This window comes from Microbacterium sp. NPDC077391 (genome assembly GCF_040686955.1).
Lineage (GTDB): Bacteria > Actinomycetota > Actinomycetes > Actinomycetales > Microbacteriaceae > Microbacterium > Microbacterium commune.
Genome location: NZ_JBFBMI010000005.1, coordinates 21,854 through 43,905 on the forward strand (window position 1 = coordinate 21,854; position 22,052 = coordinate 43,905).

Below are 22,052 nucleotides of genomic sequence, written 5' to 3' on the forward strand. Positions count from 1 at the left end.
CGGTCAGATCTGAGCGGGCGGCGCGCCCGTTCCGGCGTCGAACTTGCCTGCCCCGCGCTGCATCGCGATGACCTCGGTCACCGTCGACTCGCCGTGGATGCGGGGGTCGCCACCGGCATCCGGGGTGTAGCCCTTCGTCTTCGGCGAGTGGCGGGTGCGCACCTCGACCCACTTCGCCACGCCGGCGAGAAGCAGGCAGAGCAGGATGTAGATGCCGCCGATGACGAACGCGGACTGCAGGATGGGCCGGCCCTGCTGCGAGCTGAGCAGCTTCGCGTAGTACAGCAGCTCGGGGTAGGTGATGATGAAGCCGAGAGCGGTGTCCTTGAGCGTGACCACCAGCTGCGCGACGATCACCGGCAGCATGGCCCGAACCGCCTGCGGCAGCAGGATGAGGCGCATCACGCCGCTCTTGCGCAGACCGATCGCGTAACCGGCCTCTTTCTGGCCCTTGGGCAGCGACTCGATGCCGGCACGCAGCGCCTCGGCGAGCACCGAGCCGTTGTACACCATCAGACCGATGACGACCGCCCAGTACGGGTCCATGTCGACGCCGATGACCGGAAGGCCGTAGTACAGCAGCATCATGAACACCAGCACCGGCACGGCGCGGAACAGCTCGATGACCACGCCGACCGGGATGCGCACCCAGGCGTGGTCGGAGAGGCGGCCGATGGCGAGCACGAACCCGAGGACGACGCTGAGCACGGCGGCGAGCGCGAAGGCGCCGAGGGTCTTCCCGAGGGCGCCCAGGATGCCGTTCCAGACATTGGCGAAGGTGAAGACGTACCACTTCTGCGGCTCGAACTGCCCGGTCGCGTACATCCGGTACAGGACGAAGCCGATCGCAGCCAGCACGACGACGATGGTGATCACGGCGAGGATGCGGTTGCGCGCGATCGCCCGGGGACCGGGGACGTCGTAGAGCACTGAGGTCATCGTGCGATCCTCCACTTGTTCTCGAGATGCCGCTGCACCGCGCTCATCGCGAGCACGAGCACGACGAACACGACGGCGACCCAGAGCAGGACCTCCATCGGGTTGCCGGGGCGTCCGGGCGCATCGTTGATGGTGGCGCGCAGGGCCGCGAGCTCGGCGATCGAGAACCCGGCGGCGACGGTGGTGTTCTTGAGCAGGGCGATGAAGACGCTCATCATGGGCGGGACCACGGAGCGGAACGCCTGCGGCAGCACGATCAGCGTCATGACCTGCCCGAACGGCAGGCCGATCGCGCGGGCGGCCTCGGCCTGGCCGACCGGCACGGTGTTGATGCCGGCTCGCAGCACCTCCGCCACGTAGGTGGCGGTGTAGATGCCGATGGCGAGGATGCCGAGCACGGTGTTCGACAGGTCCGGCAGCCCGAGCTGCGGGTAGCCGAACACGAAGAAGAAGAAGACCAGCGTGAGCGGGGTGTTGCGGATGATGTTCACGTACGCGGTGCCCACACCGCGGGCGATCGGCACCGGCGAGACGCGCATCGCACCGACGATGATGCCGAGCACGAGGGCGATCAGCCCGCCGACGAAGAACACCAGCAGCGTGTTGGCGATCGCCCCACCCCAGAGGTCGAGGTTTCCGAAGATGACGTCCACGCCGTCTTCCCTTCTCAGGATGTGTTCGGGGCGGCCCGGTTGCGGGCCGCCCCGAAGGGTGATCAGTACGCGTCGACCTCAGGCTGCTCGACCTTGATCCCCGAGTCGCCGAGGTTCTTGTCGAAGATGGCCTGCCAGATGTCGTTGTTCGCGGTGAACAGGTCGTTGATGTGCGCACGCAGCGCGTCATCGCCCTTGGTGAGGCCGACGCCGTAGCGCTCCTCGGTGAACAGTCCGCCGGTGACCTTGACCTCGTCCGGGTACTGGGCGGCGTAGCCGATCAGGATGGCCTGGTCGGTGGTGACCGCGTCGACCTTGCCGTCGATCAGGTCCTGCACGCATGCGGAGTACAGGTCGTACTCCTGCGTCTTGATCTCGGGGAAGTTGGCCTTGATGTTCTGGATCGGCGTGGATCCGGTGGCCGAGCAGACGGTCTTGCCGTTGAAGTCCTCGAGCTTGTCCGCCTCCGGTGCGTCCTTCGCGACGAGCAGACCCTGTCCGGTGATGAAGTACGGGCCGGCGAAGTCGATCTGCTCCTTGCGCTTGTCGTTGATCGAGTAGGTGCCGACGTAGTAGTCGATGTCGCCGTTGACGATGGCCTGCTCGCGGTTCGCGGAGGCGATCGGCTTGAACTCGATCTTGTCCTCGCCGTAGCCGAGCGAGGCGGCGATCCACCGGGCGATGTCGACGTCGAAGCCGGTGCGCTCACCGGTCGTCGCGTCGAGGTAGCCGAGGCCGGGCTGGTCCTCCTTGACGCCGATGGTCACCTTGTCGGCTTTCTCGATCTTGTCGAAGGTGGGGCTGCCGTCGAGCGTGACGTCCTTCGCGACCTCGAACAGCGGCGTGTCGCCGCCGTCGCCGGCGTCGCCGCCGCCCGGGTTGCTGGGGCTGCCGCTGTTGCAGCCGGTGAGGGCCAGCAGCGCCGCCGTGGCGATTCCGATCCCTGCGAGAGCTCGTGTGCGTCGCATGTGCGTCTCCTTCTGTGCTGTGGTGCGTTTCGGTGCGGGGTCAGTGGGTGAGGAGCTTGGACAGGAAGTCCTTCGCGCGCGTGCTCTTCGGGTTGGTGAAGAACTCCTCCGGTGCCGCCTCTTCGACGATCTGGCCGTCGGCCATGAAGACGACGCGGTTGGCCGCCTTGCGCGCGAAGCCCATCTCGTGGGTCACGACGATCATCGTCATGCCCTCTTTCGCGAGCCCGACCATCACGTCGAGCACCTCGTTGATCATCTCCGGATCGAGCGCGCTGGTCGGCTCGTCGAAGAGCATCACCTTCGGGTGCATCGCGAGAGCGCGCGCGATCGCGACGCGCTGCTGCTGGCCGCCGGAGAGCTGGGCAGGGAGCTTGGATGCCTGCTGCGCGACGCCCACGCGCTCGAGCAGCGCCATGGCCTCCTTCTCGGCCTCGGCCTTGCTCTTGCCGAGCACCTTGATAGGCCCGAGGGTGACGTTCTCGAGGATGGTGAGATGCGCGAAGAGGTTGAAGGACTGGAAGACCATGCCGACCTCGGCGCGCAGCTTCGCGAGGCCCTTGCCCTCGGCGGGAAGCGTCTTGCCGTCGATGCGGATCTCGCCGCTCGTGATCGTCTCGAGTCGGTTGATCGTGCGGCACAGCGTCGACTTGCCCGAGCCGGACGGACCGATGACGACGACCACCTCGCCCCGGTCGACCTTCAGATCGATGTCCTTCAGGGCATGGAAATCGCCGTAGTGCTTCTGGACGTTCTCGACCACCACGAGGGCGTCATTGCGCTCTGCCATGGGTTACAGACTAGGCCAGAGGCCGCGTCCGTCGCGGAGACCCCACGCGGGTTTACCGATTCGTGATGGGTCTCGGCTGACCCGCACGGGCCAGATCGCCCGGCGGGAGCTCAGTCGGCCGCGCGCTGCGCGAACGCCGACTCGTAGAGGCAGACGCTCGCGGCCGTGGCCAGGTTCAGCGATTCCGCGCGGCCGAAGATCGGCAGACGCAGCGCCCGATCCGCCTGAGCGAGGGCATCGTCATCCAGCCCGCGCGCCTCGTTGCCGAACAGCCAGGCGGTGGGCTGCGCGAGCACGCCGTCGGCGCGCGCGGCGAGCAGGTCGTCGCCCTTCACGTCCGCGGCCACGACGTTCATGCCCGCGGCGTGGGCGCGGCGGATCACATCGTCGAGGTCTCCCCCCACGGAGACGGGGAGGTGGAAGAGAGAACCGGTCGTCGAGCGCACCACCTTCGGGTTGTACGGGTCGACGGTGCGCCCGGTGAGCACCACGGCATCCGCGCCTGCCGCGTCCGCCGCGCGGATGATGGTGCCGAGGTTGCCGGGGTCGCGGACCTCCTCGCAGATCGCGATGAGTTTCGGCTCGGCGGCGAAGATGTCCTTCACGGACGTCGGGGTCTGGCGTGTGACCGCGATCAGACCCTGCGGGGTCACCGTGTCGGCCATGGCGGCGAGCACCGCCTCGGTGACGTACTCGACCTCGACGTCGCGCTCATCGGCGAGAGCGCGCACGTCGGCATGCTTCTCCCACGCGGTGGGAGTCGCGAACAGCTCGACGATCGCGTCCGGCAGGTACTGCAGCGCTTCGCGCACCGACTGCGGGCCCTCGAGCAGGAAGAGTCCCGTCTCGACCCTGGCGCTGCGCTTGGTCAGCTTGGCGACGGCACGGACGCGGGGAGAGCGAGGGTTCTCGAGCACCCGGCCAGTCTACCGGGGTGCGGAGACGCGAAACGGGCGCCTCCCCGGAGGGAGACGCCCGTGCAGACCACTCGGATCAGGCAGCGGCCTTCGGCGCGTTGACGTCCGAGGGCAGAGCGTTCTTCGCGACCTCGACGAGTGCCGTGAAGGTGCCGGCGTCGGTCACGGCCAGGTCGGCCAGCATGCGGCGGTCGACCTGCACACCCGCGAGGCCGAGGCCCTGGATGAAGCGGTTGTAGGTGATGCCGTTCTGACGGGCAGCGGCGTTGATGCGCTGGATCCACAGACGACGGAAGTCGCCCTTGCGCTTGCGGCGGTCGCGGTACGCGTAGACGAGCGAGTGGGTGACCTGCTCCTTCGCCTTGCGGTACAGGCGCGAACGCTGGCCACGGTAACCGGACGCGCGCTCGAGGATGACGCGACGCTTCTTCTGCGCGTTGACTGCGCGCTTGACTCTTGCCATTTTCGTATTCCTATTCGTACGGGCGTCGCGGTCAGCGACCGAGAAGCTTCTTCGCGACCTTGGTGTCTGCCTTGGACAGGACCTGGTCCTGGTTCAGGCGACGGGTGCGCCGGCTCGACTTGACCTCGAGGTTGTGGCGCATGCCGGCCTGCTGCTTCTTCAGCTTTCCGCTGCCGGTGATCTTGAAGCGCTTCTTCGCACCCGAGTGGGTCTTCTGCTTCGGCATCTTCTCTTCCTTCGTGTGGCGCCCTGGCGGGCGACGGTGGGTACCCGCTCGGAAGCGGGAGCTGTGGGGGCGGGCTACGCCTCGGACTCGTCGGTCGCCTCGGAGTCCGTGCCCGGGCCGTTCTTCGCGTCGCGCGCGGCCTGCTTGTTCGCGGTGCGGACGGCGTTCTGCTCTGCCTTCGCCTCGGACTTGTTCTTCAGCGGGGCGACGACCATGACCATGTTGCGCCCGTCGATGGTGGGGTTCGACTCGACGGTGCCCAGCTCGGCGACGTCCTCGGCGAACTTGCGCAGCAGACGCACGCCCTGCTCGGGACGCGACTGCTCGCGGCCGCGGAACAGGATCATCGCCTTGACCTTGTCACCGGCCTTGAGGAAGCCCTCGGCGCGCTTGAGCTTGGTCGTGTAGTCGTGAGCCTCGATCTTCAGGCGGAAGCGGACCTCTTTGAGGATGGTGTTCGCCTGGTTGCGGCGCGCTTCCTTGGCCTTCTGCGCGGCCTCGTACTTGAACTTGCCGTAGTCCATGATCTTGACCACGGGCGGCTTGGAGTTGGGGGCCACCTCGACGAGGTCGAGGTCCGCCTCCTGGGCCAGACGCAGTGCTGCCTCGATGCGGACAACGCCGATCTGCTCACCCGCGGGACCGACGAGGCGGACCTCGGGGACGCGGATGCGCTCATTGGTACGGGGATCGCTGATGCGGAGCTCCTAAGACGTGGGTTCTCGGCCACCGGGATGCAGGTCGCATCTCGGGCGAAATCGGAGTTCTCCCCACCCGCCGGTGCAGTCAGACACACCGGCTTGTGACACCCTTTCCACCGGAACCGGCGGGGTGCTGAACCCGGTAGCCTGGAACGGCAAGCGCGGGTGGGATCAGAATCCTCTTTCGTATCGGAGCATGACACTCCGAAGCCCGCAGAAGTCTACCAGAAAGCACCCCGAAGTGACGATTCCCGCTGAGCACCACGATGACCGCCACGATCGCTGGGAGCAGCAGGAGCACGCCGCGAGCGCCGCGACGCGCGACATCGCGGACGTTCCCGCCGTCGAGGTGATCACGACGACCGCCGTGCACCTGATGAGCGCCGCGGCCGTGAAGGTGGGCCTGGCGGACTCCCCCGAGGAGCAGACCGACCTCGACGAGGCGCGCAAGCTCATCAACGCCCTCGCCGGCCTCATCACCGCCGGAGCGCCCGAGATCAGCGACATGCATGCCCGGTCGCTGCGCGACGGACTGCGCTCGCTTCAGCTGGCCTTCCGCGAGGCGTCCGTGATCCCCGACCCGATTGGCAAGGGACCCGGCGAGAAGTGGACCGGCCCCGTCAACTGAGCTTCTCGCTCAGCCCGCGGAGCGCGTCAGCTTCACCGTGAGCGAGTCGACCAGCACGGCCATCCGGTCATCGGCCGCCCAGCGCTGCGCGAGCCGCGCGAGCACGGCGTCCAGCGTCTCGCGCTCCAGGCCGTCGACGAGCTCGAGGGTGACGACGAGTTCCGCGCCGCGCATCCGGGCATCCGGATCCCCCGCCGCGACCGACACGTCGATCACCGCCAGCTCGTGAGCGATGCTCTCCCGCAGAGCGGTGAACACCTCCGGCGACAGGTGGCTCGGCTCCCAGCGCTGCGCCTGGGCGATCGCCCAGACCGCCGGGCGACGGATGACGAACTCGGTCTCGGATGCCGGGTCGAGAATGATGAGGTCCGTCTGCTCGCTCGACGCCGACAGCGCCACGCGGATCGCCTCGACGGGGATCGGCCGGGCTGCGGCGTCCCAGCGGCGCATCGTGTCGACCGACGAGAACACCGGCTGCACACGACGCCCGTCGGGGGCGGCGACCGTGACGATCGAGAGCTCCTGCGTCTTGTCGACCGTCAGTCCGGTCGGCCCCACGCCCTCATCGCCCTTCTCGGCGATGAGGGGAACGAGCACGCGCGCATCGCGGAAGGCGTCGACCACCTCGACCTGCGAGCCCGAGCCGCCGCGGAAGCGCAGCAGGGCGGCGAGCAGGGCGGGGTCGGCGGAGCCGTCGTCGGCGGCGTGCGGGTTCGCCTGGAAGCTCCGCCCCTCCCACGGGACGCCGGCCGAGTCGCCCGGGTTCCCGCGCCCGTGGTCGCCGGCGTCGTCAGTCGCCGGCGACATCCAGCGCCTCGGCGAGGGTGAACTTCCCGGCGTAGAGCGCCTTGCCCACGATCGCGCCCTCTACGCCCAGGGGCACGAGCTGACGCAGCGCCGCGATGTCGTCGAGCGTCGCGACACCGCCGGACGCGATCACCGGCTTCGGGGTGCGCGAGGTGATCTCGCGGAGCAGGTCGAGGTTCGGACCGCGCAGGGTGCCGTCCTTCGTGACATCGGTGACGACGTAGCGGCTGCAGCCGGCCTCTTCGAGGCGCTCGAGCACATCCCAGATGTCACCGCCCTCCTTCGTCCAGCCGCGCGCGGCGAGTGTCGTGCCGCGCACGTCGAGCCCGACCGCGATCGCCTCGCCGTATCGGCTGATGACGTCGGCCGACCACTCCGGGTTCTCCAGGGCGGCCGTGCCGAGGTTGATGCGGGTCGCACCGGCCTCGAGCGCGGCGTCGAGGCTCGCGTCGTCGCGGATGCCGCCGGAGAGCTCGATGCTCACGCCGCGGTACTGCTTGATGACCTTGCGCAGGATCGCGGTGTTGCTGCCGCGGCCGAACGCCGCATCGAGGTCGACGAGGTGGATCCACTGAGCACCGGCGTCGACGAACTCGCCGGCCGCGTCGACGGGGTCGCCGTAGCTCGTCTCGGTGCCGGCCTCGCCCTGCGTCAGGCGCACCGCCTTGCCGCCGGCCACATCGACCGCGGGCAGCAGGATCAGCGAGGGGGACTGTGCGAAGTCGTTCATGTCGTCCTTCGAAGGGGGTGGGTGCGGCCCGAGCGGGCACGAGAGATCAGAGTAGCCGGGCAGGGGGGTCGTCTCAAATGACGTGACGTCCGGCGTCTCGGTGAAGTGGGGTTCTCGCAGGCCCCGGCGGTACGATCGGAGGCGCACCGGCCGGGCAGCCCCGCCTGTGCGCACATCGACACGAAGGGACGCGAGGCATGGCCGACGCGCACAACGACAGCGGCGCAGGTCCGCTGCGCCGGCGGACGAGCGCTGCGCGGCGTTCCGCACCCGAGCCCGAGTCGATGGTGTCCGAGGTCCCGCTGGTCGCGTCCGACGGTCCGGTCGAGGCACCGCGCTATCATCGCGGGTCCGCCGCCGCGTCCGCGCCCGCTCCGGCACCGGAATCCGCGCCCGCAGCGCCGGCACTCCCGACGACCCCGCCCGCATCTCCCGTCTCGCGGCGCGAGCAGCGTGAGCGACCGTCGTTCCTGCAGCAGGAGCGACGCGAGGAGCCCGCCAGGACCGGCGCGCGCGGCATGCTGAACCGGATCGGATTCTCGCTCGCCCCCGGTGCCGCAGAGCGCGCGGTGCGCGAAGACGAGCTGCTCGTCAGTCAGCACTGGCCGGGCCCGCGCACGATCGCCGTGGTGAACGGCAAGGGCGGCGCGGGCAAGACCCCGACCACCGTGCTGCTCTCTGCCGTCTTCGCGCGCTTCGGAGGCGCGGGTGTGCTCGCCTGGGACAACAACCAGACCCGCGGCACCCTGGGCTGGCGCACCGACACCGGCCCGCACGACCGCACGCTGTTCGAGCTGCTCCCCGAGGCCGATCGGCTGCTGGGCGCGGGCGCGCAGTCGGCGGATCTCGCGCATTTCGTGCACCACCAGGCGCGGGAGAAGTACGACGTGCTGCGCTCGAAGCCGATGCGGCTCGCTCAGGAGAACCGGCTGCGCTCCGCAGACATCGACGCGATCCACGCCGTGGCGGCGAAGTACTACCGGCTGATCATCATCGACTCCGGGAACGACGAATCCGACCCGATGTGGCTGCGCATGATCGACCACGCCGACCAGATCGTCGTGGCGACCACGACGCGCGACGACCACGCCGAGGCGGGTGCGCTGCTGCTCGAGGCTCTCGAGGACCGCGACGAGCGATCCGCCCGGCTCGCCCGTCAGTCGGTGGTCGTCGTCACTCAGGCGGACCCCAAGGCGACCCCGGCCGATGTCGACCAGGTCGTCACCGGCTACCGCGACCTGGCACGGGAGGTGGTCGCGATTCCGTTCGATCACGAGATGGTCGACGGCCACCTGCGCCTCGGCGCCCTCGCCCCGGCCTCCCAGACCGCCTGGCTGGCGGCGGGAGCAGCCGTCGCGCGGGGCCTCTGACCACCCGTACCGGGACCACCCGCACGGGTCTCCGTGCGGGGCTCCGGGTCGCGTCGGACGCTAGAGCGACTCGACCCAGTTGCGCAGCAGCCGGATGCCGGCCTGTCCCGACTTCTCGGGGTGGAACTGCGTTGCGGAGAGCGGGCCGTTCTCGACCGCGGCGATGAAGCGCTCCCCGTGGGTCGCCCACGTCACGGCGGGCTGCGGGAACGGCGGGATGACGTCGAGCTCCCACGACGTGGCGGCGTACGAGTGCAGGAAGTAGAAGCGCTCGTGCTCGATGCCGCGGAAGAGCACACTGCCCTCCCCCGGCTCCACGGTGTTCCAGCCCATGTGCGGCAGCACCGGGGCGTGCAGCTCGGCGACCGTGCCCGGCCACTCCCCCAGGCCCTCGGCGGGGTGCCCGCGCTCGACACCGCCTTCGAACATCACCTGCATGCCGACGCAGATGCCGAGCACCGGGCGCCCACCGGCCAGGCGACGGTCGATGATCTCGTCACCGCCGTGTGCGACCAGCGCCTCGCGCACGGCGGCGAAGGCCCCGACGCCGGGCACGAGCAGGCCGTCTGCCTCCAGCGCTCTGCCGCGATCGCGAGTGAGCTCCACCTCGGCGCCCGCGGCGGCCAGCGCCTTGACGGCCGAGTGCACGTTGCCCGACTCGTAGTCGAAGACGACGACGCGGCGCGTGGTCACAGCGCACCCTTGGTCGAGGGGATGCCCTCGACGAGCGGGTCGAGCGCCTTGGCCTGACGGAACGCACGGGCGAATGCCTTGAACTCGGCCTCGGCGATGTGATGCGGGTCGCGTCCGCCGATCACGCGCACGTGCACGGTGAGCCCGGCGTTGAAGGTGATCGCCTCGAACACGTGGCGCACGAGCGATCCGGTGAAGTGCCCGCCGATGAGGTGGAACTCGAAGCCGGCCGGCTCTCCGTCGTGCACGAGGAACGGGCGGCCGGAGATGTCGACCACGGCCTGGGCGAGAGCCTCGTCGAGAGGCACCATGGCGTCGCCGTAGCGCGAGATGCCCGCCTTGTCGCCCAGTGCCTCGCGGATCGCCTGGCCGAGCACGATCGAGATGTCCTCGACGGTGTGATGCGCGTCGATGTGCGTGTCTCCCGTAGCGCGCACGGTGAGGTCGGTGAGCGAGTGCTTGGCGAAGGCCGTCAGCATGTGGTCGAAGAACGGCACGCTCGTGTCGATGTCGCTGCGACCGGTGCCGTCGAGGTCGACGACGACCTCGACGGTCGACTCGGAGGTGCTGCGGGTGCGGCGGGCGGTGCGTTCGGTCATGCTGACGGTCCAATCGACGCGAGGGCTTCCAGGAATGCGGTGGTCTCGGCCTCGGTGCCTGCGGAGACCCGGAGGTGATGCGGGATGCCGACATCGCGGATGAGCACTCCGCGGTCGTACAGTGCGCGCCACAGGGCCTGGGGGTCGTCCACCCCGCCGAACAGGACGAAGTTCGACCACGAGGCGTGCGGCCGGTACCCGAGGGCCTCGAGCGTGGCCGAGATGCGCTCGCGCTGCTCGACGATCTCATCGACCATGCGCAGCATGGTGGCGGAGTTGCGCAGCGCCGCCACGGCGGCGGCCTGCGTGAGGGCGCTGAGGTGGTACGGCAGGCGCACGAGCCGCAGCGCGTCGATGAACGCCGGATCGGCGGCCAGGTACCCGACCCGAGCACCGGCGAAGGCGAAGGCCTTGCTCATCGTGCGCGACACCGCGAGACGCGGGCGACCGTGCAGCAGGCTCAGCGCGGAGGGCGCGTCGTGCGGGGCGAACTCCTGATACGCCTCGTCGACGACCACGACACCGCGGGCCGCCTCATAGACGGCCTCGATGACGTCGAGTCCCAGCGGCGTGCCGGTCGGGTTGTTCGGGGTGCACAGCAGGATGACGTCCGGGTCGGCCTCGGCGACCTGCCTGGCGGCATCGTCGGGGTCGATGGTGAAGTCGTCGTGGCGCGTGCCGGCGACCCACCGTGCGCCGGTGCCCTGCGTGATCAGCGGGTACATCGAGTAGGTGGGTGCGAACCCGAACGCCGTGCGGCCGGGGCCGGCGAAGGCCTGCATGATGTGCTGCAGCACCTCGTTCGAGCCGTTGCCCGCCCAGATCTGCTCGGCCGTGAGACCGTGACCGAGGTACTCGGCGAACCCTTCCCGCAGCGCGGTGAACTCGCGGTCCGGGTAGCGGTTGACATCGCGCAGGGCGAGGGCGACGTCGTCGAGGATGTCGCTGGCGACCTCGTCGGGAACCGGATGCGTGTTCTCGTTGACGTTCAGAGCGACGGGAAGCGGCGCCTGCGGGGCGCCGTACGGCGTGAGCCCGCGCAGATCGTCGCGGAGGGGCAGCTCATCGAGGGAGGTCACATGCTCCATCGTAGGCCGCGCATCGCACCCACCGCCTCGGATGACGGCGCACTCTCACTCGGCGGGCGCGGTCTCGGAGTAGGCGGTCGGGATCGCGATCGACGCACCGGCCTGGATCATGCCGGAGGGGAGGTTGTTGAGACGCCTGATGGCATCGATGACCTCGCGCGGGTCGGAGCCGGGAGCGGCCTCAGCGGCGATCGACCAGAGGGTGTCACCGGGCAGCACCGTCACCGTCTCGAACGCGACGGGTGCGCTCTGGCCGGACGCGATGGCGGAGCCGCCGGCCAGCAGAGAGACCGCGATGCCGGCGATGACCGGCGCGGCGGCGAGGGTGGCGAGCAGACGACGACCACGCACGGTGAGGCGCAGCCGGGTCGGGACAGAACGCCGGGCAGCGGCCGTGACCGACGCGGTCAGGGGGGCCTGGATGCTGATGGTGCTCATGCGATGCTCCTCTTCGCTCTCCTCCGCCCATCGGGCGGAAGTGGTGCAGCTTTCGCATCCGGCATCCGGCCGGGGATGCCGGATCCGAAGCTACGTTCCGAATCTATCTTCGATATCGAACATCTGTCAAGAATTCTTCGAATACAGCGCCCGCGGTTCTGCGACACGCTCGAACAGATCTTCCGTTTTCCGAGCGAACTCGGATACGGTTTCGATGAAGTCAGCCCACCATGGGCCACCGACATTCGAACCGCATCCCCGCGAAGACGCGGATCTGCACCGTGTGAGGGCATGAAGGAGCACCCATGAGCGACAACCCCGAGACCGCAGCCGAGGCTCCCCGCACGCGGCGCCGCAAGAGCCTGAGCCCCAAGCAGATGGCGATCCTCGAGGTGATCCAGAGCTCGATCGCCCGTCACGGCTACCCGCCGAGCATGCGCGAGATCGGCGACGCGGTGGGGCTGAAGTCGCTCTCGAGCGTCACCCACCAGCTCGGACAGCTCGAGCTGAGCGGCTACCTCCGCCGCGACCCGGGCAAGACCCGCGCCATGGAGGTGCTGATCGATCTGCCCGGCAGCGGAGCCGAGAACCCGGCAGACACCGCGCCGTCTGTCGGCGATGCCGCGCTGGTGCCGCTCGTCGGTCAGATCGCCGCCGGCGTGCCGATCACGGCAGACCAGCAGGTGGAGGAGATCTTCCCGCTGCCGAGGCAGCTCGTCGGCAAGGGCGACCTGTTCATGCTGAAGGTCAACGGAGAGTCGATGATCGATGCGGCGATCTGCGACGGCGACTGGGTGGTCGTGCGCACGCAGAACAACGCCGAGAACGGCGAGATCGTCGCCGCCATGATCGACGGGGAGGCGACGGTGAAGACCTTCCGCCGCCGAGACGGACACACCTGGCTGCTGCCGCGCAACTCGGCTTTCGAGCCCATCCTCGGCGACGAGGCGGTCGTGCTCGGAAAGGTCGTGGCGGTGCTGCGCTCGGTCTGAGCGAGCCCTCGCGAACGAAGAGGCGCCCCTTCCCGGTCGGGAAGTGGCGCCTCTTCGTCGTGGGCGGTGCTCAGACGGTGACGGCGACGTCCTCGCGGACGCGCCTGGTCGCCTCGACGATGTTGCGCAGCGACTCCACCGTCTCCTCGTACGCACGGGTCTTCAGGCCGCAGTCGGGGTTCACCCACAGCTGGCGCAGCGGCAGCTCGTCGACGGCGCGACGCAGCAGCGCCTCGATCTCCTCGACGCTGGGCACACGCGGCGAGTGGATGTCGTAGACGCCGGGGCCGACACCGTGGTCGAAGCCGAATCGCGCGATGTCGGCGACGACCTCCATGCGGCTGCGGGCGGCCTCGATCGAGGTGACGTCGGCGTCGAGGGCGCGGATCGCGTCGATCACGACACCGAACTCCGAGTAGCAGAGGTGCGTGTGGATCTGCGTTCCGGCGGCGGCGCCGCCGGTCGCGAGCCGGAACGAGCGCACCGACCAGTCGAGGTAGTCCGCCTGATCGGCCGCCTTCAGCGGCAGCAGCTCGCGCAGCGCCGGCTCGTCGACCTGGATGATCGCGATTCCGGCGGCCTCGAGGTCGGTGATCTCGTCGCGCAGGGCGAGCGCGACCTGGTTGGCCGTCTCGCCGAGCGGCTGGTCGTCGCGCACGAACGACCAGGCCAGGATCGTCACGGGGCCGGTGAGCATGCCCTTGACCGGCTTCGCGCTCAGCGACTGCGCGTACGACGCCCACGAGACGGTGATCGGCGCAGGGCGCGACACGTCTCCCCAGAGGATCGAGGGCCGGGTGGCGCGCGAGCCGTACGACTGCACCCACCCGTGCTGGGTGACGGCGGACCCGTCGAGGTGCTCGGCGAAGTACTGCACCATGTCGTTGCGCTCCGGCTCGCCGTGCACGAGCACGTCGAGGCCCAGCTCCTCCTGCAGGGCGACGACCTGGTCGATCTCGCGGCGCAGGAAGTCGTCGTAGTCGTCGGCGGGCAGCTCGCCGCGCAGGAACTGCGCACGAGCCCTGCGGATGTCGCCGGTCTGCGGGAACGAGCCGATCGTCGTCAGCGGCAGCGCCGGCAGGTTCAGCGCCTGCTGCGCGCTCTCGCGCTCGGCATACGAGACGCGCGAGAACTCCGTCTCGGCGACCTCATGGCCGCGCACGGCTCCGTCGCGCACGCCGGGTGCGTCATGCCGGTCGGCGAGGGCCGCGGACGCGGCATCCAGCGCGTCGGTGATGGCATCCCGCCCCTGGGCCAGTCCTTCGGCGAGGGTGACGACCTGGCCGACCTTCTGGTCGGCGAAGGCGAGCCAGGAGACGAGACGCGGGTCCAGCGCCGTCTCGTCGTCGACGTCGTGCGGCACGTGCAGCAGCGAGGTCGAGGTGGACGCCGAGATGTGGGACGCCCCGAGGTCGCGCAGCGCCTCGAGCTTCGCGAACGCCGCGTCGAGGTCGCCGCGCCAGATGTTGTGTCCGTCGATGACGCCGCCGACGAGGGTCTTGCCCTCGAGCGCGGGGAGCGCTGCGGGCACCTCGCCGCGGACCAGGTCGATGCCGATGGCCTCGACGGGTGCGGTCGCCAGCACGTCGAGCGTCGTGCCGAGAGCGGCGTAGGGCGCGGCCACGAAGATCTGCGGTCGCTCGCCGGCGCCGCCGAGCACGGCGAGGGCGCGGGCGGCGGCGTCGGCGAGCGCGGCGGTGCCGACCGGCAGCGACTCGCTCACCAGCGCCGGCTCGTCGAGCTGCACCCACGCGGCGCCGGCTGCCTTCAGCTTGGCGAGCAGCTCGGCGTAGACCGGCAGCACGTCCTCGAGGCGGCTGAGCGGATCGAAGCCCTCGGGCGCGTCATCCGACGCCTTCGCCAGGGCGAGCAGGGTGACCGGTCCGACGACCACCGGGCGGGTGACGTATCCGGCGGCCGCGGCCTCCGCGACCTGCTGCACGAGGTGCTCGCTGGCGAGGGAGAAGACCGTCTCGGGGCCGATCTCGGGGACGAGGTAGTGGTAGTTCGAGTCAAACCACTTGGTCATCTCGAGCGGTGCGCGATCGCCCTCGCCTCGGGCGACGGTGAAGTAGGCGCCGAGTCCGATGCTGCCGTCGGCGTCACGGAGGTCGTCGAAGCGCGTCGGGATCGCACCCACGGTGACGGCGGCGTCGAGCACCTGGTCGTAGAACGAGAACGACTCGGGGATCGACGAGTCATCACGGCCGAGACCGAGTTCGGCGAGACGCGCACGCGTCGTGGCGCGCAGCTCGGCGGCCGTGCGCTCGAGAGCCGTCTGGTCGGAGCGGCCCGCCCAGAAGGACTCGACGGCCTTCTTCAGCTCGCGGCGCCGGCCGATGCGCGGGTAGCCGAGGATCGTCCCTGCGGGGAAAGCGGTCATGGTGTTCCTTTCGATGCTGCGGAGAGCTGGCGCTGCGGGATGATCCCGGCGAGGCGGAGGACGTCGAGCACGGTCTCGTGCTGGTTGAACGCGTACAGGTGCACACCGGGCGCGCCGCCGTCGACGACGGCGCGGATCAGGTCGGCGGCCCAGCGGATGCCGATCCGGCGGCGCCCCTCGGTGGTCGGCTCGACCTCGAGCTCGATGGCGAGCTCGCTCGGAAGCTCCTCGCCGGTCAGCTCGAGCACCCGCGCCAGACGCGCGGGCGAGGTGATCGGCATGATGCCGGGGAGGATCGGGATCGCCACCCCGGCGCGGCGGGCGCGTTCGACGAACGCGAGATAGTGATCGGGGTGGAAGAACAGCTGCGTGATCGCGACCGTCGCCCCGGCCGCCTGCTTCGCGAGCAGCGCGTCGACGTGCTGGCTGCTGTACGCCGAGCGCGGGTGGCCGTTGGGGAAGGCGGCGACGGCGATGTTCACCCGACGGCGCGGCGCGACGCGCACGGCGCCGGGGTTGCCGCGCACCGGGGACTCCTCGTACGGGGCCCGCTCCGCCTGCACGCGGTCGATCAGCTGCACGAGTTGAGCCGAGCTCTCGAGGTCGCCGAGGAACACGTCGTCCTCGCTCTGACCCGCGGGCGGGTCGCCGCGCAGCGCGAGGAAGCTGAGCACGCCGGCATCCAGGAACTCGCGGATCAGACGGGCGGCACCCGCATAGGTGTTGCCCACACACGTGAGGTGCGCGAGCGGCTCGGTGTCGGTGTGCGCGCGGATGTATCGCAGCACCTCGAGCGAGCGACCGCCGGTCGAGCCGCCCGCGCCGTAGGTGACCGAGATGAAGTCAGGTCCCGCCTCGGCGAGCCGGTCGATCGTGTCATGCAGCGCCCTGGTGCTCTCGGCGGTGCGCGGCGGATACAGCTCGAAGGAGAACGGGATGCTGCTCACGGCGGTTCTCCTTCGAGGCTCGGTCTGCGGGGTGTTCTCAGACGGTAGGACAGCCCCTCGCCGCGGCGCACACTCTGTGACGCCGTGTGTCACCTGCGGGTCTGGCTAGGCTCGATGCATGACCGCACCGCACGGCTCGTGGCCCTCCCCGTTCACCGCTCAGATGATCGCGCAGGCATCCCCCCGCATCGACGGAGCACGCTTCGTCGGCGACGAGGTGTGGTGGGGCGAATCCGTTCCCGCCGAGGGCGGCCGGGTGACGGTGCGCAGCTCGAGCGGCGACCAGATCCTCCCCGCGCCGTGGAACGCGCGTTCCCGCGTGCACGAGTACGGCGGCGGGTCGTGGACCGCCGATGCCGAGGGCACCCTGTACTTCGTGCACGGCGCAGACCAGCGGATCCACCGGATGTCGCCCGGCGCCGCTCCCGAGCCGCTGACCGCGGCCGGACCTTCATACGGCGGACTGCGGCTGCAGCGAGGACGGCTGCTCGCGGTGCAGGAGGATCTTCGCCCCGAGCAGCACGTGCGCGCGATCGTGGAGGTCCCCCTCGACGGCGCCGCGGCCGATGACGAGTCGGCTGTGCGCACCCTCGTCTCGACGAGTGGCTTCGTCGCGCATCCCGCCCTCTCACCCGATGGACAGCGTCTCGCCTGGGTGCAGTGGAGCACCGTCCGGATGCCCTGGGAGCAGGCGCTGCTGCACGTGGCGTCGGTCGACGGCGACGCGCTCGCGTCGACGCCGACCCGTGCCGCCCTGCAGCCGGAGTGGGTGAGCGACGACGAGCTGCTCTACCTCGATGATCCATCAGGCCGGTGGAACCTGCAGCGGCTGCGCGTCGGCGACACCGCAAAGCCGGTGGCACCCGCCGACGCCGACACGGGCGGCGGCCTCTGGGTGCTCGGCAACCGCTGGTACCAGCCTCTCGACGACGGCCGTGTCGTGGCGGTGCGCACGAACGGGGCCGACGAGATCGTGCTGATCTCCCCTGACGGCGACGCCATCGAGCTGCTCACGCTGCCGATCACGTCCGGCGCGAGCATCGACGACGCGCGCGGCGCTCGCGTGCTCATCTCGGGCGCGGGGCGGGCGGTCGGGGCGGGGCTGTGGTGCGTCGACCTGGACGACGGCACCATCACCACCGTCACGGGGGGCGACGCGGCGGATGCCCGGTGGATCCCCCGCGCGCGCCCGGTGACCTTCCGCGGTCCGCACGGCCCGGTGCACGCCTTCGACTATCCGCCGACGAACCCCGACGTCTCAGCGCCCGAGGGCGATCTGCCGCCGTACATCGTCATGGTGCACGGCGGCCCCACCGCGCACGTCTCGGGCGCGGCATCCACGGCGTACGCGTACTGGACCAGCCGCGGCATCGGCGTGCTCGACGTGAACTACGGCGGCTCGACGGGCTACGGCCGCGCCTACCGCGAGCGCCTCGACGGGCAGTGGGGCATCGTCGACGTCGACGACGTCATCGCCGCAGCACGCGGCATGGCCGAATCGGGTCTGGCCGACCCCGCCCGCATCGCCATCCGCGGCGGCTCCGCCGGAGGGTGGACGGTGCTCTGCGCGCTGGTGCGCGGCGGCACCTTCACCGCGGGCATCTCGAGATACGGCGTGGCGGATCTGCGGATGCTGGCAGCCGAGACCCACGATTTCGAGGCGCACTACATCGACGGTCTGGTCGGGCCGCTGCCCGAGGCGGAGAGCGTGTACATCGAGCGGTCGCCGCTCTCGCACGCCGACCGGATCGACGTGCCGGTGCTGCTGCAGCAGGGTTCGGACGACCGGGTGGTGCCGCCCTCGCAGTCGGAGGCGATCCGCGACGCCCTCGCCGCCAGGGGCGTGCCGCACGAGTACCTGCTGTTCGAGGGCGAGGGCCACGGCTTCCGCGCGGCGGAGACCATCATCGCGTCGCTCGAGGCCGAACTGGGCTTCCTGGGTCGGACGTTCGGGTTCGACGCCGCGCGGTAGCCGCTACTCCCCCACGCGGTTGCGCAGGCGCATGGCGCGCTCGGCCTCGCGCGTGTCCTGGCGCTCGCGCAGGGTCTGCCGCTTGTCGTACTCCTTCTTGCCCTTCGCGAGTGCGATCTCGACCTTCGCGCGGCCGTCCGAGAAGTACAGCTTCAGCGGGATGAGGGTGTAGCCGCCAGCGGAGACGGCGTGCTCGAGCTTGCGGATCTCGTCCTTGTGCAGCAGCAGCTTGCGGATGCGCTTGGCGGAGTGGTTCGTCCAGTGCCCCTGGGAGTACTCCGGGATGTGCACCGCGTCGAGGAAAGCTTCACCGCCCTTCACGTACGCGTAGCCGTCGCTGAGGTTCGCGCGCCCCTGGCGCAGGGACTTGACCTCGGTGCCGGTGAGCACCAGACCCGCCTCGTATGACTTCTCGAGGTTGTAATCGTGACGCGCGCGTCGGTTGGTCGCGACGACCTTCTCCCCGCGTTCCCTGGGCATGTTCTTCTCCTGACGACAGACAGCCCTCAACCCTACCGGTTACCGCACCCCTCGACGGGTCAGGTGCGCAGCCACCGCCGGATCGCGAAGCCGGCCGACAGGGCCGCCAGCACGACGCCGATGCCGATGAGCACGGGCACGACGAAGACGGCGTCCTGCATGTCGACCAGCGGGCGCATGAACGGCACCCGCTCGGCGAGGTATCCCTCGACGCCGAACTTCACTCCCGCCAGCACAGCCGCGCTGGCGAACACCGATCCGAGGAACGCGGCGAAGACGCCCTCGAGCACGAACGGCGTCTGGATCGATCGATTCGACGCGCCGACCAGGCGCATGATGCCGATCTCCTTCCGGCGCGCGTACGCCGAGAGCCGGATGGTCGTGGCGATGAGCAGCACGGCGGCGATCAGCATGAGGGCCGCGACACCGACCGCGATGTACGTCGCGACGGTGAGCGCGGAGAACAGCGGATCGAGCAGTCGACGCTGATCCTGCACCTCGTCGACGCCGGCGACTCCCGAGAACGCCTCGGTGAGCACGCGCGACTGCTGCGGATCCTTCATGGTCACGCGGAACGCCACGCCCATGTTCTCGACGCCGAACGCGTTCGCCTGCTCCTCGCCGAAGCGCTCGACCCAGTTCTGGTACGTCGTCTCCTTGTCGTCGAAGGCGACCTCTCTGATCAGCGGTTTCAGCGCGGGCCCCGCGAGATCGTCCTTGACCGTGGCGATCTGCTCCTCGGTCGCCTGATCCGACGTGCAGTTCTGCGACGTCGACAGCGGCGAGCACATGTAGATGGTGACCTCCGCCTTCTCACCCCAGTAGCCGCGCATCGTCTGGATCTGCGTCTGCATGAGGATGGCCGCGCCGACGAACGTCAGCGAGACGAAGGTCACCAGGACCACCGAGATGACCATGGAGATGTTGCGGCGGAGGCCGATCAGGGCCTCGCCGACGATGAGTCCGAAGTTCATGAGGTCGGGCCCACTTCCTCGTCGTCGTCACGCGAGAGGCCGAGCCGGTCGGCCATGCCGAGTTCGGCGACCTCCACCTCCGGGATCACGATCGGGGTGGTTCGCGGAACCGCGGCCGTCGCCCGCTCCTCGGGCGGGGTGGCCACGGCGGGCGGCCACGGGGCACCCTGCGCGCTCGGCTCCACGGCATCCTGAGCGGCTGCCGGACGGGCGGTCGCCGGCTGCTCGACCGGGGGCGTCGGCACGACGCCGGTGATCGTCTCGCGCTGGATCTCCTGCACCGCGGTGAGCGCCGCGGCGGCCGCAGCCCCTGGCACGGCCTCCGGCGTGAGGCGCGGGATGCTGGAGGTGTCGCCGTAGCCGCCGCCCACCTCGTCGCGGACCATCTCCCCGCCCTTGAGCTCGATGACACGTCGCTGCATCTGGTCGACGAACGCCGCCTCGTGCGTCGCCATGACCACCGTCGTGCCGCCGGCGTTGATGCGGGTCAGCAGCTGCATGATGCCCACCGACGTCGCCGGGTCGAGGTTTCCGGTGGGCTCGTCGGCGAGCAGAACCTTCGGCCGGTTGACGATGGCCCGCGCGATCGCGACGCGCTGCTGCTCGCCGCCGGAGAGCTCGTGCGGCATCCGCTTCGCCTTGCCGTCGAGACCCACCAGCGCGAGCGCCTCGGGCACCGCCTGCTGGATGAAACCGCGCGACGAGCCGATCACCTGAAGCGAGAACGCCACGTTCTGCGCGACCGTCTTCGACGGCAGCAGACGGAAGTCCTGGAACACCGATCCGATGTGGCGCCGGAAATACGGCACCTTGCGGTTGGCGAGTGAGCGGAGGTCGCGGCCGAGCACGGCCACGCGGCCGGCGGAGGGGACGTCCTCTCGGAGGATCAGCCGCAGGCACGTCGACTTGCCGGAGCCGGAGGCTCCGACGAGGAAGACGAACTCCCCCGCGTCGACGTTGAAGTCGACTTCTGACAGTGCGGGGCGCTTCGTGCCGCGATAGCGCTTTGTGACGTTCTCGAACCGGATCATGGCCATACGAGCCTAGGCGCGGGCCGGGCCAGCGCTGCCAGCGACACTCCCCCGGGCCGTTCCCGTCGACCGCGACTGATATACACGTAAGGGCGCGCATGCGTCACGAGAGCAGGTCGCGCGGCTCCGGCCGACGGCGCAGACGAAGACGAGGAGAAGGCCATGAGCGTTCCCGCAGGATGGTATGACGACGGATCGGGGCGCCAGCGCTGGTGGGACGGCGAGCAGTGGACCGAGCACTACGCCCCGGAGAGCAGCCCGGCAGCCGCGCCGTCGGAGTCGACTGCGGGTGACGACGTGACGCCGGATGCCGGTGCATCCGGCGAGCCGCACAGCGAATACATCCCGCCGGTCGCGCCGGGCGCGACCGAGGCCACCCAGCCGACCGAGGCCTACCCCGCGGTCACGCCGGACGGCTATCCGCAGAGCGGGTTCGGCGACGCGCCGGCGTACGGCCAGGACGCGTACGGCCAGAATGCGTACGGCCAGGGCGGCTACGGTCAGCAGGGCTATCCCGGCGCCGGCGGCGGCGATGCGCAGAACGCCTACGCCGCACCCGCACCCTACGGCGGCGCGGCAGGGTACGGCGGCGCCTACCCGGCACCCGATGCCGGACCGCGCAAGACCCCCGTGCTCGGATACGTCGGCCTCGGGCTCGCGGTCATCGGCGGCATCATCGCCTGCGTCCCTGGTCTCATCACCTTCGGCATCGGATCGTTCCTGCTCTTCGGCGCGTTCGTCGTGTCGATCATCGCGCTGTTCATCAAGAACACCGCGAAGTGGCCGGGCATCGCCGGTCTGGTCCTGTCGATCGTGATGGGCATCGTCGCCACGATCGTGCTCAGCGTCACCCTCTTCACGACCCTCGCCGATAACTCATGGGAGTCTTCCGACGACCCGTACGCCACCGACGAGCCGTACGCATCGGACGAGCCCTACGACGAGGAGACGACCGCGCCCGATGCCGGCGGCGAGCGCCCGTCGGCGCAGGAGCTGGCGACGGGACTGGAGACGATCGTCGACGAGTCCGGTGCGGGCGGCTTCCCCGATGATCTCCTGCTCTGCCTGGGTGACGCGTTCTACGCGTCGGAGATGAGCGATGAGGCCCTGCAGATGGTCGCCGCCGGCAGCACGGACTTCACCGATCCGGCGGACGGACTGGACTTCGCGTCGACGTTCGCCGAGGCGGCGGGCACGTGCAGCCAATGACGCCGCAGTGATGAAGACGGGCCCGGGAGCAGCGCTCCCGGGCCCGTCTTCATG

The 22,052-nt window shown here is 69.9% G+C and carries 24 protein-coding genes; 5 read left to right on the plus strand and 19 right to left on the minus strand.

Annotated elements, in window-relative coordinates:
- Window positions 1–3: 3 nt before the first annotated feature.
- The 8 genes from AB0O65_RS12585 to infC form a co-directional block, all read right to left on the minus strand.
- The gene (locus AB0O65_RS12585; protein ID WP_071643625.1) at window positions 4–939 is read right to left on the minus strand and encodes an amino acid ABC transporter permease; all 936 of its coding nucleotides are present in this window, start codon (window positions 937–939) and stop codon (window positions 4–6) included.
- Window positions 936–1,592 carry an amino acid ABC transporter permease gene (locus tag AB0O65_RS12590; RefSeq protein WP_071643624.1) on the minus strand — a complete coding sequence of 219 codons (657 nt, stop codon included), beginning with the start codon at window positions 1,590–1,592 and terminating at the stop codon, window positions 936–938. The genes AB0O65_RS12585 and AB0O65_RS12590 overlap by 4 nt, the downstream gene beginning before the upstream one ends.
- Window positions 1,593–1,654: 62 nt before the next feature.
- Entirely contained in the window at window positions 1,655–2,560 is a 906-nt protein-coding gene (locus AB0O65_RS12595) for a glutamate ABC transporter substrate-binding protein (RefSeq protein WP_363385563.1), read from the minus strand.
- Window positions 2,561–2,600: 40 nt separating this feature from the next.
- Complete coding sequence (locus AB0O65_RS12600) at window positions 2,601–3,350, minus strand: amino acid ABC transporter ATP-binding protein (RefSeq protein WP_071643622.1); 750 nt, start codon at window positions 3,348–3,350, stop codon at window positions 2,601–2,603.
- A 110-nt stretch (window positions 3,351–3,460) separates the two neighbouring features.
- Entirely contained in the window at window positions 3,461–4,267 is an 807-nt protein-coding gene (locus AB0O65_RS12605; RefSeq protein ID WP_071643621.1) for an RNA methyltransferase, read from the minus strand.
- A 76-nt stretch (window positions 4,268–4,343) separates the two neighbouring features.
- The gene (rplT, locus tag AB0O65_RS12610; RefSeq protein ID WP_071643620.1) at window positions 4,344–4,730 is read right to left on the minus strand and encodes a 50S ribosomal protein L20; all 387 of its coding nucleotides are present in this window, start codon (window positions 4,728–4,730) and stop codon (window positions 4,344–4,346) included.
- A 31-nt stretch (window positions 4,731–4,761) separates the two neighbouring features.
- Entirely contained in the window at window positions 4,762–4,956 is a 195-nt protein-coding gene (rpmI, locus tag AB0O65_RS12615) for a 50S ribosomal protein L35 (protein ID WP_071643619.1), read from the minus strand.
- Between the two features lie 74 nt (window positions 4,957–5,030).
- Window positions 5,031–5,654 (minus strand): translation initiation factor IF-3, encoded by a 624-nt coding sequence (infC, locus tag AB0O65_RS12620; protein ID WP_071643618.1) that lies wholly within the window; start codon window positions 5,652–5,654, stop codon window positions 5,031–5,033.
- Window positions 5,655–5,853: 199 nt separating this feature from the next.
- Here infC and AB0O65_RS12625 point away from each other — a divergent pair, with 199 nt between their 5' ends.
- Window positions 5,854–6,285: a DUF1844 domain-containing protein gene (locus AB0O65_RS12625; protein WP_191713215.1), complete on the plus strand. Its 432-nt coding sequence runs from the start codon at window positions 5,854–5,856 to the stop codon at window positions 6,283–6,285.
- 9 nt (window positions 6,286–6,294) lie between these two features.
- On the opposite strand, the gene AB0O65_RS12630 is transcribed toward AB0O65_RS12625, so the two are convergent.
- Both AB0O65_RS12630 and priA read right to left on the minus strand, forming a co-directional pair.
- Window positions 6,295–7,092 (minus strand): SseB family protein, encoded by a 798-nt coding sequence (locus AB0O65_RS12630; RefSeq protein WP_363385569.1) that lies wholly within the window; start codon window positions 7,090–7,092, stop codon window positions 6,295–6,297.
- The gene (gene priA / locus AB0O65_RS12635; RefSeq protein ID WP_071643615.1) at window positions 7,076–7,822 is read right to left on the minus strand and encodes a bifunctional 1-(5-phosphoribosyl)-5-((5-phosphoribosylamino)methylideneamino)imidazole-4-carboxamide isomerase/phosphoribosylanthranilate isomerase PriA; all 747 of its coding nucleotides are present in this window, start codon (window positions 7,820–7,822) and stop codon (window positions 7,076–7,078) included. The genes AB0O65_RS12630 and priA overlap by 17 nt, the downstream gene beginning before the upstream one ends.
- Before the next feature lie 197 nt (window positions 7,823–8,019).
- Here priA and AB0O65_RS12640 point away from each other — a divergent pair, with 197 nt between their 5' ends.
- On the plus strand, window positions 8,020–9,192 hold the full coding sequence (locus tag AB0O65_RS12640; RefSeq protein WP_191713213.1) for an AAA family ATPase: 1,173 nt from the start codon (window positions 8,020–8,022) through the stop codon (window positions 9,190–9,192).
- Window positions 9,193–9,252: 60 nt separating this feature from the next.
- On the opposite strand, the gene hisH is transcribed toward AB0O65_RS12640, so the two are convergent.
- From hisH to AB0O65_RS12660, 4 genes are read right to left on the minus strand one after another with little or no spacing between them, the layout of a single operon-like run.
- Window positions 9,253–9,885 carry an imidazole glycerol phosphate synthase subunit HisH gene (gene hisH / locus AB0O65_RS12645; protein WP_363385574.1) on the minus strand — a complete coding sequence of 211 codons (633 nt, stop codon included), beginning with the start codon at window positions 9,883–9,885 and terminating at the stop codon, window positions 9,253–9,255.
- Window positions 9,882–10,484 (minus strand): imidazoleglycerol-phosphate dehydratase HisB, encoded by a 603-nt coding sequence (hisB, locus tag AB0O65_RS12650; protein ID WP_071643613.1) that lies wholly within the window; start codon window positions 10,482–10,484, stop codon window positions 9,882–9,884. Before hisB ends, hisH begins: the two co-directional genes overlap by 4 nt.
- Window positions 10,481–11,563, minus strand: coding sequence for a histidinol-phosphate transaminase (locus AB0O65_RS12655; RefSeq protein ID WP_256221094.1), 1,083 nt, complete (start codon window positions 11,561–11,563; stop codon window positions 10,481–10,483). The genes hisB and AB0O65_RS12655 overlap by 4 nt, the downstream gene beginning before the upstream one ends.
- A gap of 54 nt (window positions 11,564–11,617) precedes the next feature.
- Window positions 11,618–12,010 (minus strand): LysM peptidoglycan-binding domain-containing protein, encoded by a 393-nt coding sequence (locus AB0O65_RS12660; protein ID WP_363385578.1) that lies wholly within the window; start codon window positions 12,008–12,010, stop codon window positions 11,618–11,620.
- 305 nt (window positions 12,011–12,315) lie between these two features.
- On the opposite strand from AB0O65_RS12660, the gene lexA reads away from it, so the two are divergent.
- On the plus strand, window positions 12,316–13,002 hold the full coding sequence (lexA, locus tag AB0O65_RS12665) for a transcriptional repressor LexA (protein ID WP_071643610.1): 687 nt from the start codon (window positions 12,316–12,318) through the stop codon (window positions 13,000–13,002).
- A gap of 70 nt (window positions 13,003–13,072) precedes the next feature.
- On the opposite strand, the gene metE is transcribed toward lexA, so the two are convergent.
- Together metE and AB0O65_RS12675 are read right to left on the minus strand one after the other, a co-directional pair.
- Entirely contained in the window at window positions 13,073–15,385 is a 2,313-nt protein-coding gene (gene metE, locus AB0O65_RS12670) for a 5-methyltetrahydropteroyltriglutamate--homocysteine S-methyltransferase (RefSeq protein ID WP_363385581.1), read from the minus strand.
- Window positions 15,382–16,332, minus strand: a complete 951-nt coding sequence (locus AB0O65_RS12675) for a methylenetetrahydrofolate reductase (protein WP_313480434.1) — start codon at window positions 16,330–16,332, stop codon at window positions 15,382–15,384. The genes metE and AB0O65_RS12675 overlap by 4 nt, the downstream gene beginning before the upstream one ends.
- 118 nt (window positions 16,333–16,450) lie before the next feature.
- Between AB0O65_RS12675 and AB0O65_RS12680 the strand changes: the two genes are divergently transcribed.
- On the plus strand, window positions 16,451–18,304 hold the full coding sequence (locus tag AB0O65_RS12680) for a prolyl oligopeptidase family serine peptidase (RefSeq protein ID WP_363385584.1): 1,854 nt from the start codon (window positions 16,451–16,453) through the stop codon (window positions 18,302–18,304).
- Between the two features lie 3 nt (window positions 18,305–18,307).
- Here the strand turns inward: AB0O65_RS12680 and smpB are convergent, their stop codons facing one another.
- Genes smpB through ftsE form a run of 3 tightly spaced genes read right to left on the minus strand, consistent with a single transcriptional unit; the run spans window position 18,308 to window position 20,789 of the window.
- Complete coding sequence (smpB, locus tag AB0O65_RS12685) at window positions 18,308–18,784, minus strand: SsrA-binding protein SmpB (RefSeq protein ID WP_071643606.1); 477 nt, start codon at window positions 18,782–18,784, stop codon at window positions 18,308–18,310.
- A gap of 59 nt (window positions 18,785–18,843) precedes the next feature.
- Window positions 18,844–19,758, minus strand: a complete 915-nt coding sequence (ftsX, locus tag AB0O65_RS12690; protein WP_071643605.1) for a permease-like cell division protein FtsX — start codon at window positions 19,756–19,758, stop codon at window positions 18,844–18,846.
- Window positions 19,755–20,789: a cell division ATP-binding protein FtsE gene (gene ftsE / locus AB0O65_RS12695; RefSeq protein ID WP_071643640.1), complete on the minus strand. Its 1,035-nt coding sequence runs from the start codon at window positions 20,787–20,789 to the stop codon at window positions 19,755–19,757. Before ftsE ends, ftsX begins: the two co-directional genes overlap by 4 nt.
- A 162-nt stretch (window positions 20,790–20,951) precedes the next feature.
- Here ftsE and AB0O65_RS12700 point away from each other — a divergent pair, with 162 nt between their 5' ends.
- On the plus strand, window positions 20,952–21,998 hold the full coding sequence (locus AB0O65_RS12700) for a DUF2510 domain-containing protein (RefSeq protein ID WP_071643604.1): 1,047 nt from the start codon (window positions 20,952–20,954) through the stop codon (window positions 21,996–21,998).
- Window positions 21,999–22,052 lie beyond the last annotated feature (54 nt).

Bases quoted from the DNA above. Each gene is read 5' to 3' on its own strand.
- rpmI (WP_071643619.1), bottom strand. From the start codon at position 4,956: ATGCCGAAGCAGAAGACCCACTCGGGTGCGAAGAAGCGCTTCAAGATC.
- ftsE (WP_071643640.1), bottom strand. From the start codon at position 20,789: ATGATCCGGTTCGAGAACGTCACAAAGCGCTATCGCGGCACGAAGCGC.
- rplT (WP_071643620.1), bottom strand. From the start codon at position 4,730: ATGGCAAGAGTCAAGCGCGCAGTCAACGCGCAGAAGAAGCGTCGCGTC.
- AB0O65_RS12600 (WP_071643622.1), bottom strand. From the start codon at position 3,350: ATGGCAGAGCGCAATGACGCCCTCGTGGTGGTCGAGAACGTCCAGAAG.
- AB0O65_RS12640 (WP_191713213.1), top strand. From the start codon at position 8,020: ATGGCCGACGCGCACAACGACAGCGGCGCAGGTCCGCTGCGCCGGCGG.
- AB0O65_RS12595 (WP_363385563.1), bottom strand. From the start codon at position 2,560: ATGCGACGCACACGAGCTCTCGCAGGGATCGGAATCGCCACGGCGGCG.
- AB0O65_RS12625 (WP_191713215.1), top strand. From the start codon at position 5,854: ATGACACTCCGAAGCCCGCAGAAGTCTACCAGAAAGCACCCCGAAGTG.
- AB0O65_RS12680 (WP_363385584.1), top strand. From the start codon at position 16,451: ATGACCGCACCGCACGGCTCGTGGCCCTCCCCGTTCACCGCTCAGATG.
- AB0O65_RS12630 (WP_363385569.1), bottom strand. From the start codon at position 7,092: ATGTCGCCGGCGACTGACGACGCCGGCGACCACGGGCGCGGGAACCCG.
- hisB (WP_071643613.1), bottom strand. From the start codon at position 10,484: ATGACCGAACGCACCGCCCGCCGCACCCGCAGCACCTCCGAGTCGACC.
- AB0O65_RS12700 (WP_071643604.1), top strand. From the start codon at position 20,952: ATGAGCGTTCCCGCAGGATGGTATGACGACGGATCGGGGCGCCAGCGC.
- smpB (WP_071643606.1), bottom strand. From the start codon at position 18,784: ATGCCCAGGGAACGCGGGGAGAAGGTCGTCGCGACCAACCGACGCGCG.
- AB0O65_RS12585 (WP_071643625.1), bottom strand. From the start codon at position 939: ATGACCTCAGTGCTCTACGACGTCCCCGGTCCCCGGGCGATCGCGCGC.
- ftsX (WP_071643605.1), bottom strand. From the start codon at position 19,758: ATGAACTTCGGACTCATCGTCGGCGAGGCCCTGATCGGCCTCCGCCGC.
- priA (WP_071643615.1), bottom strand. From the start codon at position 7,822: ATGAACGACTTCGCACAGTCCCCCTCGCTGATCCTGCTGCCCGCGGTC.
- lexA (WP_071643610.1), top strand. From the start codon at position 12,316: ATGAGCGACAACCCCGAGACCGCAGCCGAGGCTCCCCGCACGCGGCGC.
- AB0O65_RS12660 (WP_363385578.1), bottom strand. From the start codon at position 12,010: ATGAGCACCATCAGCATCCAGGCCCCCCTGACCGCGTCGGTCACGGCC.
- metE (WP_363385581.1), bottom strand. From the start codon at position 15,385: ATGACCGCTTTCCCCGCAGGGACGATCCTCGGCTACCCGCGCATCGGC.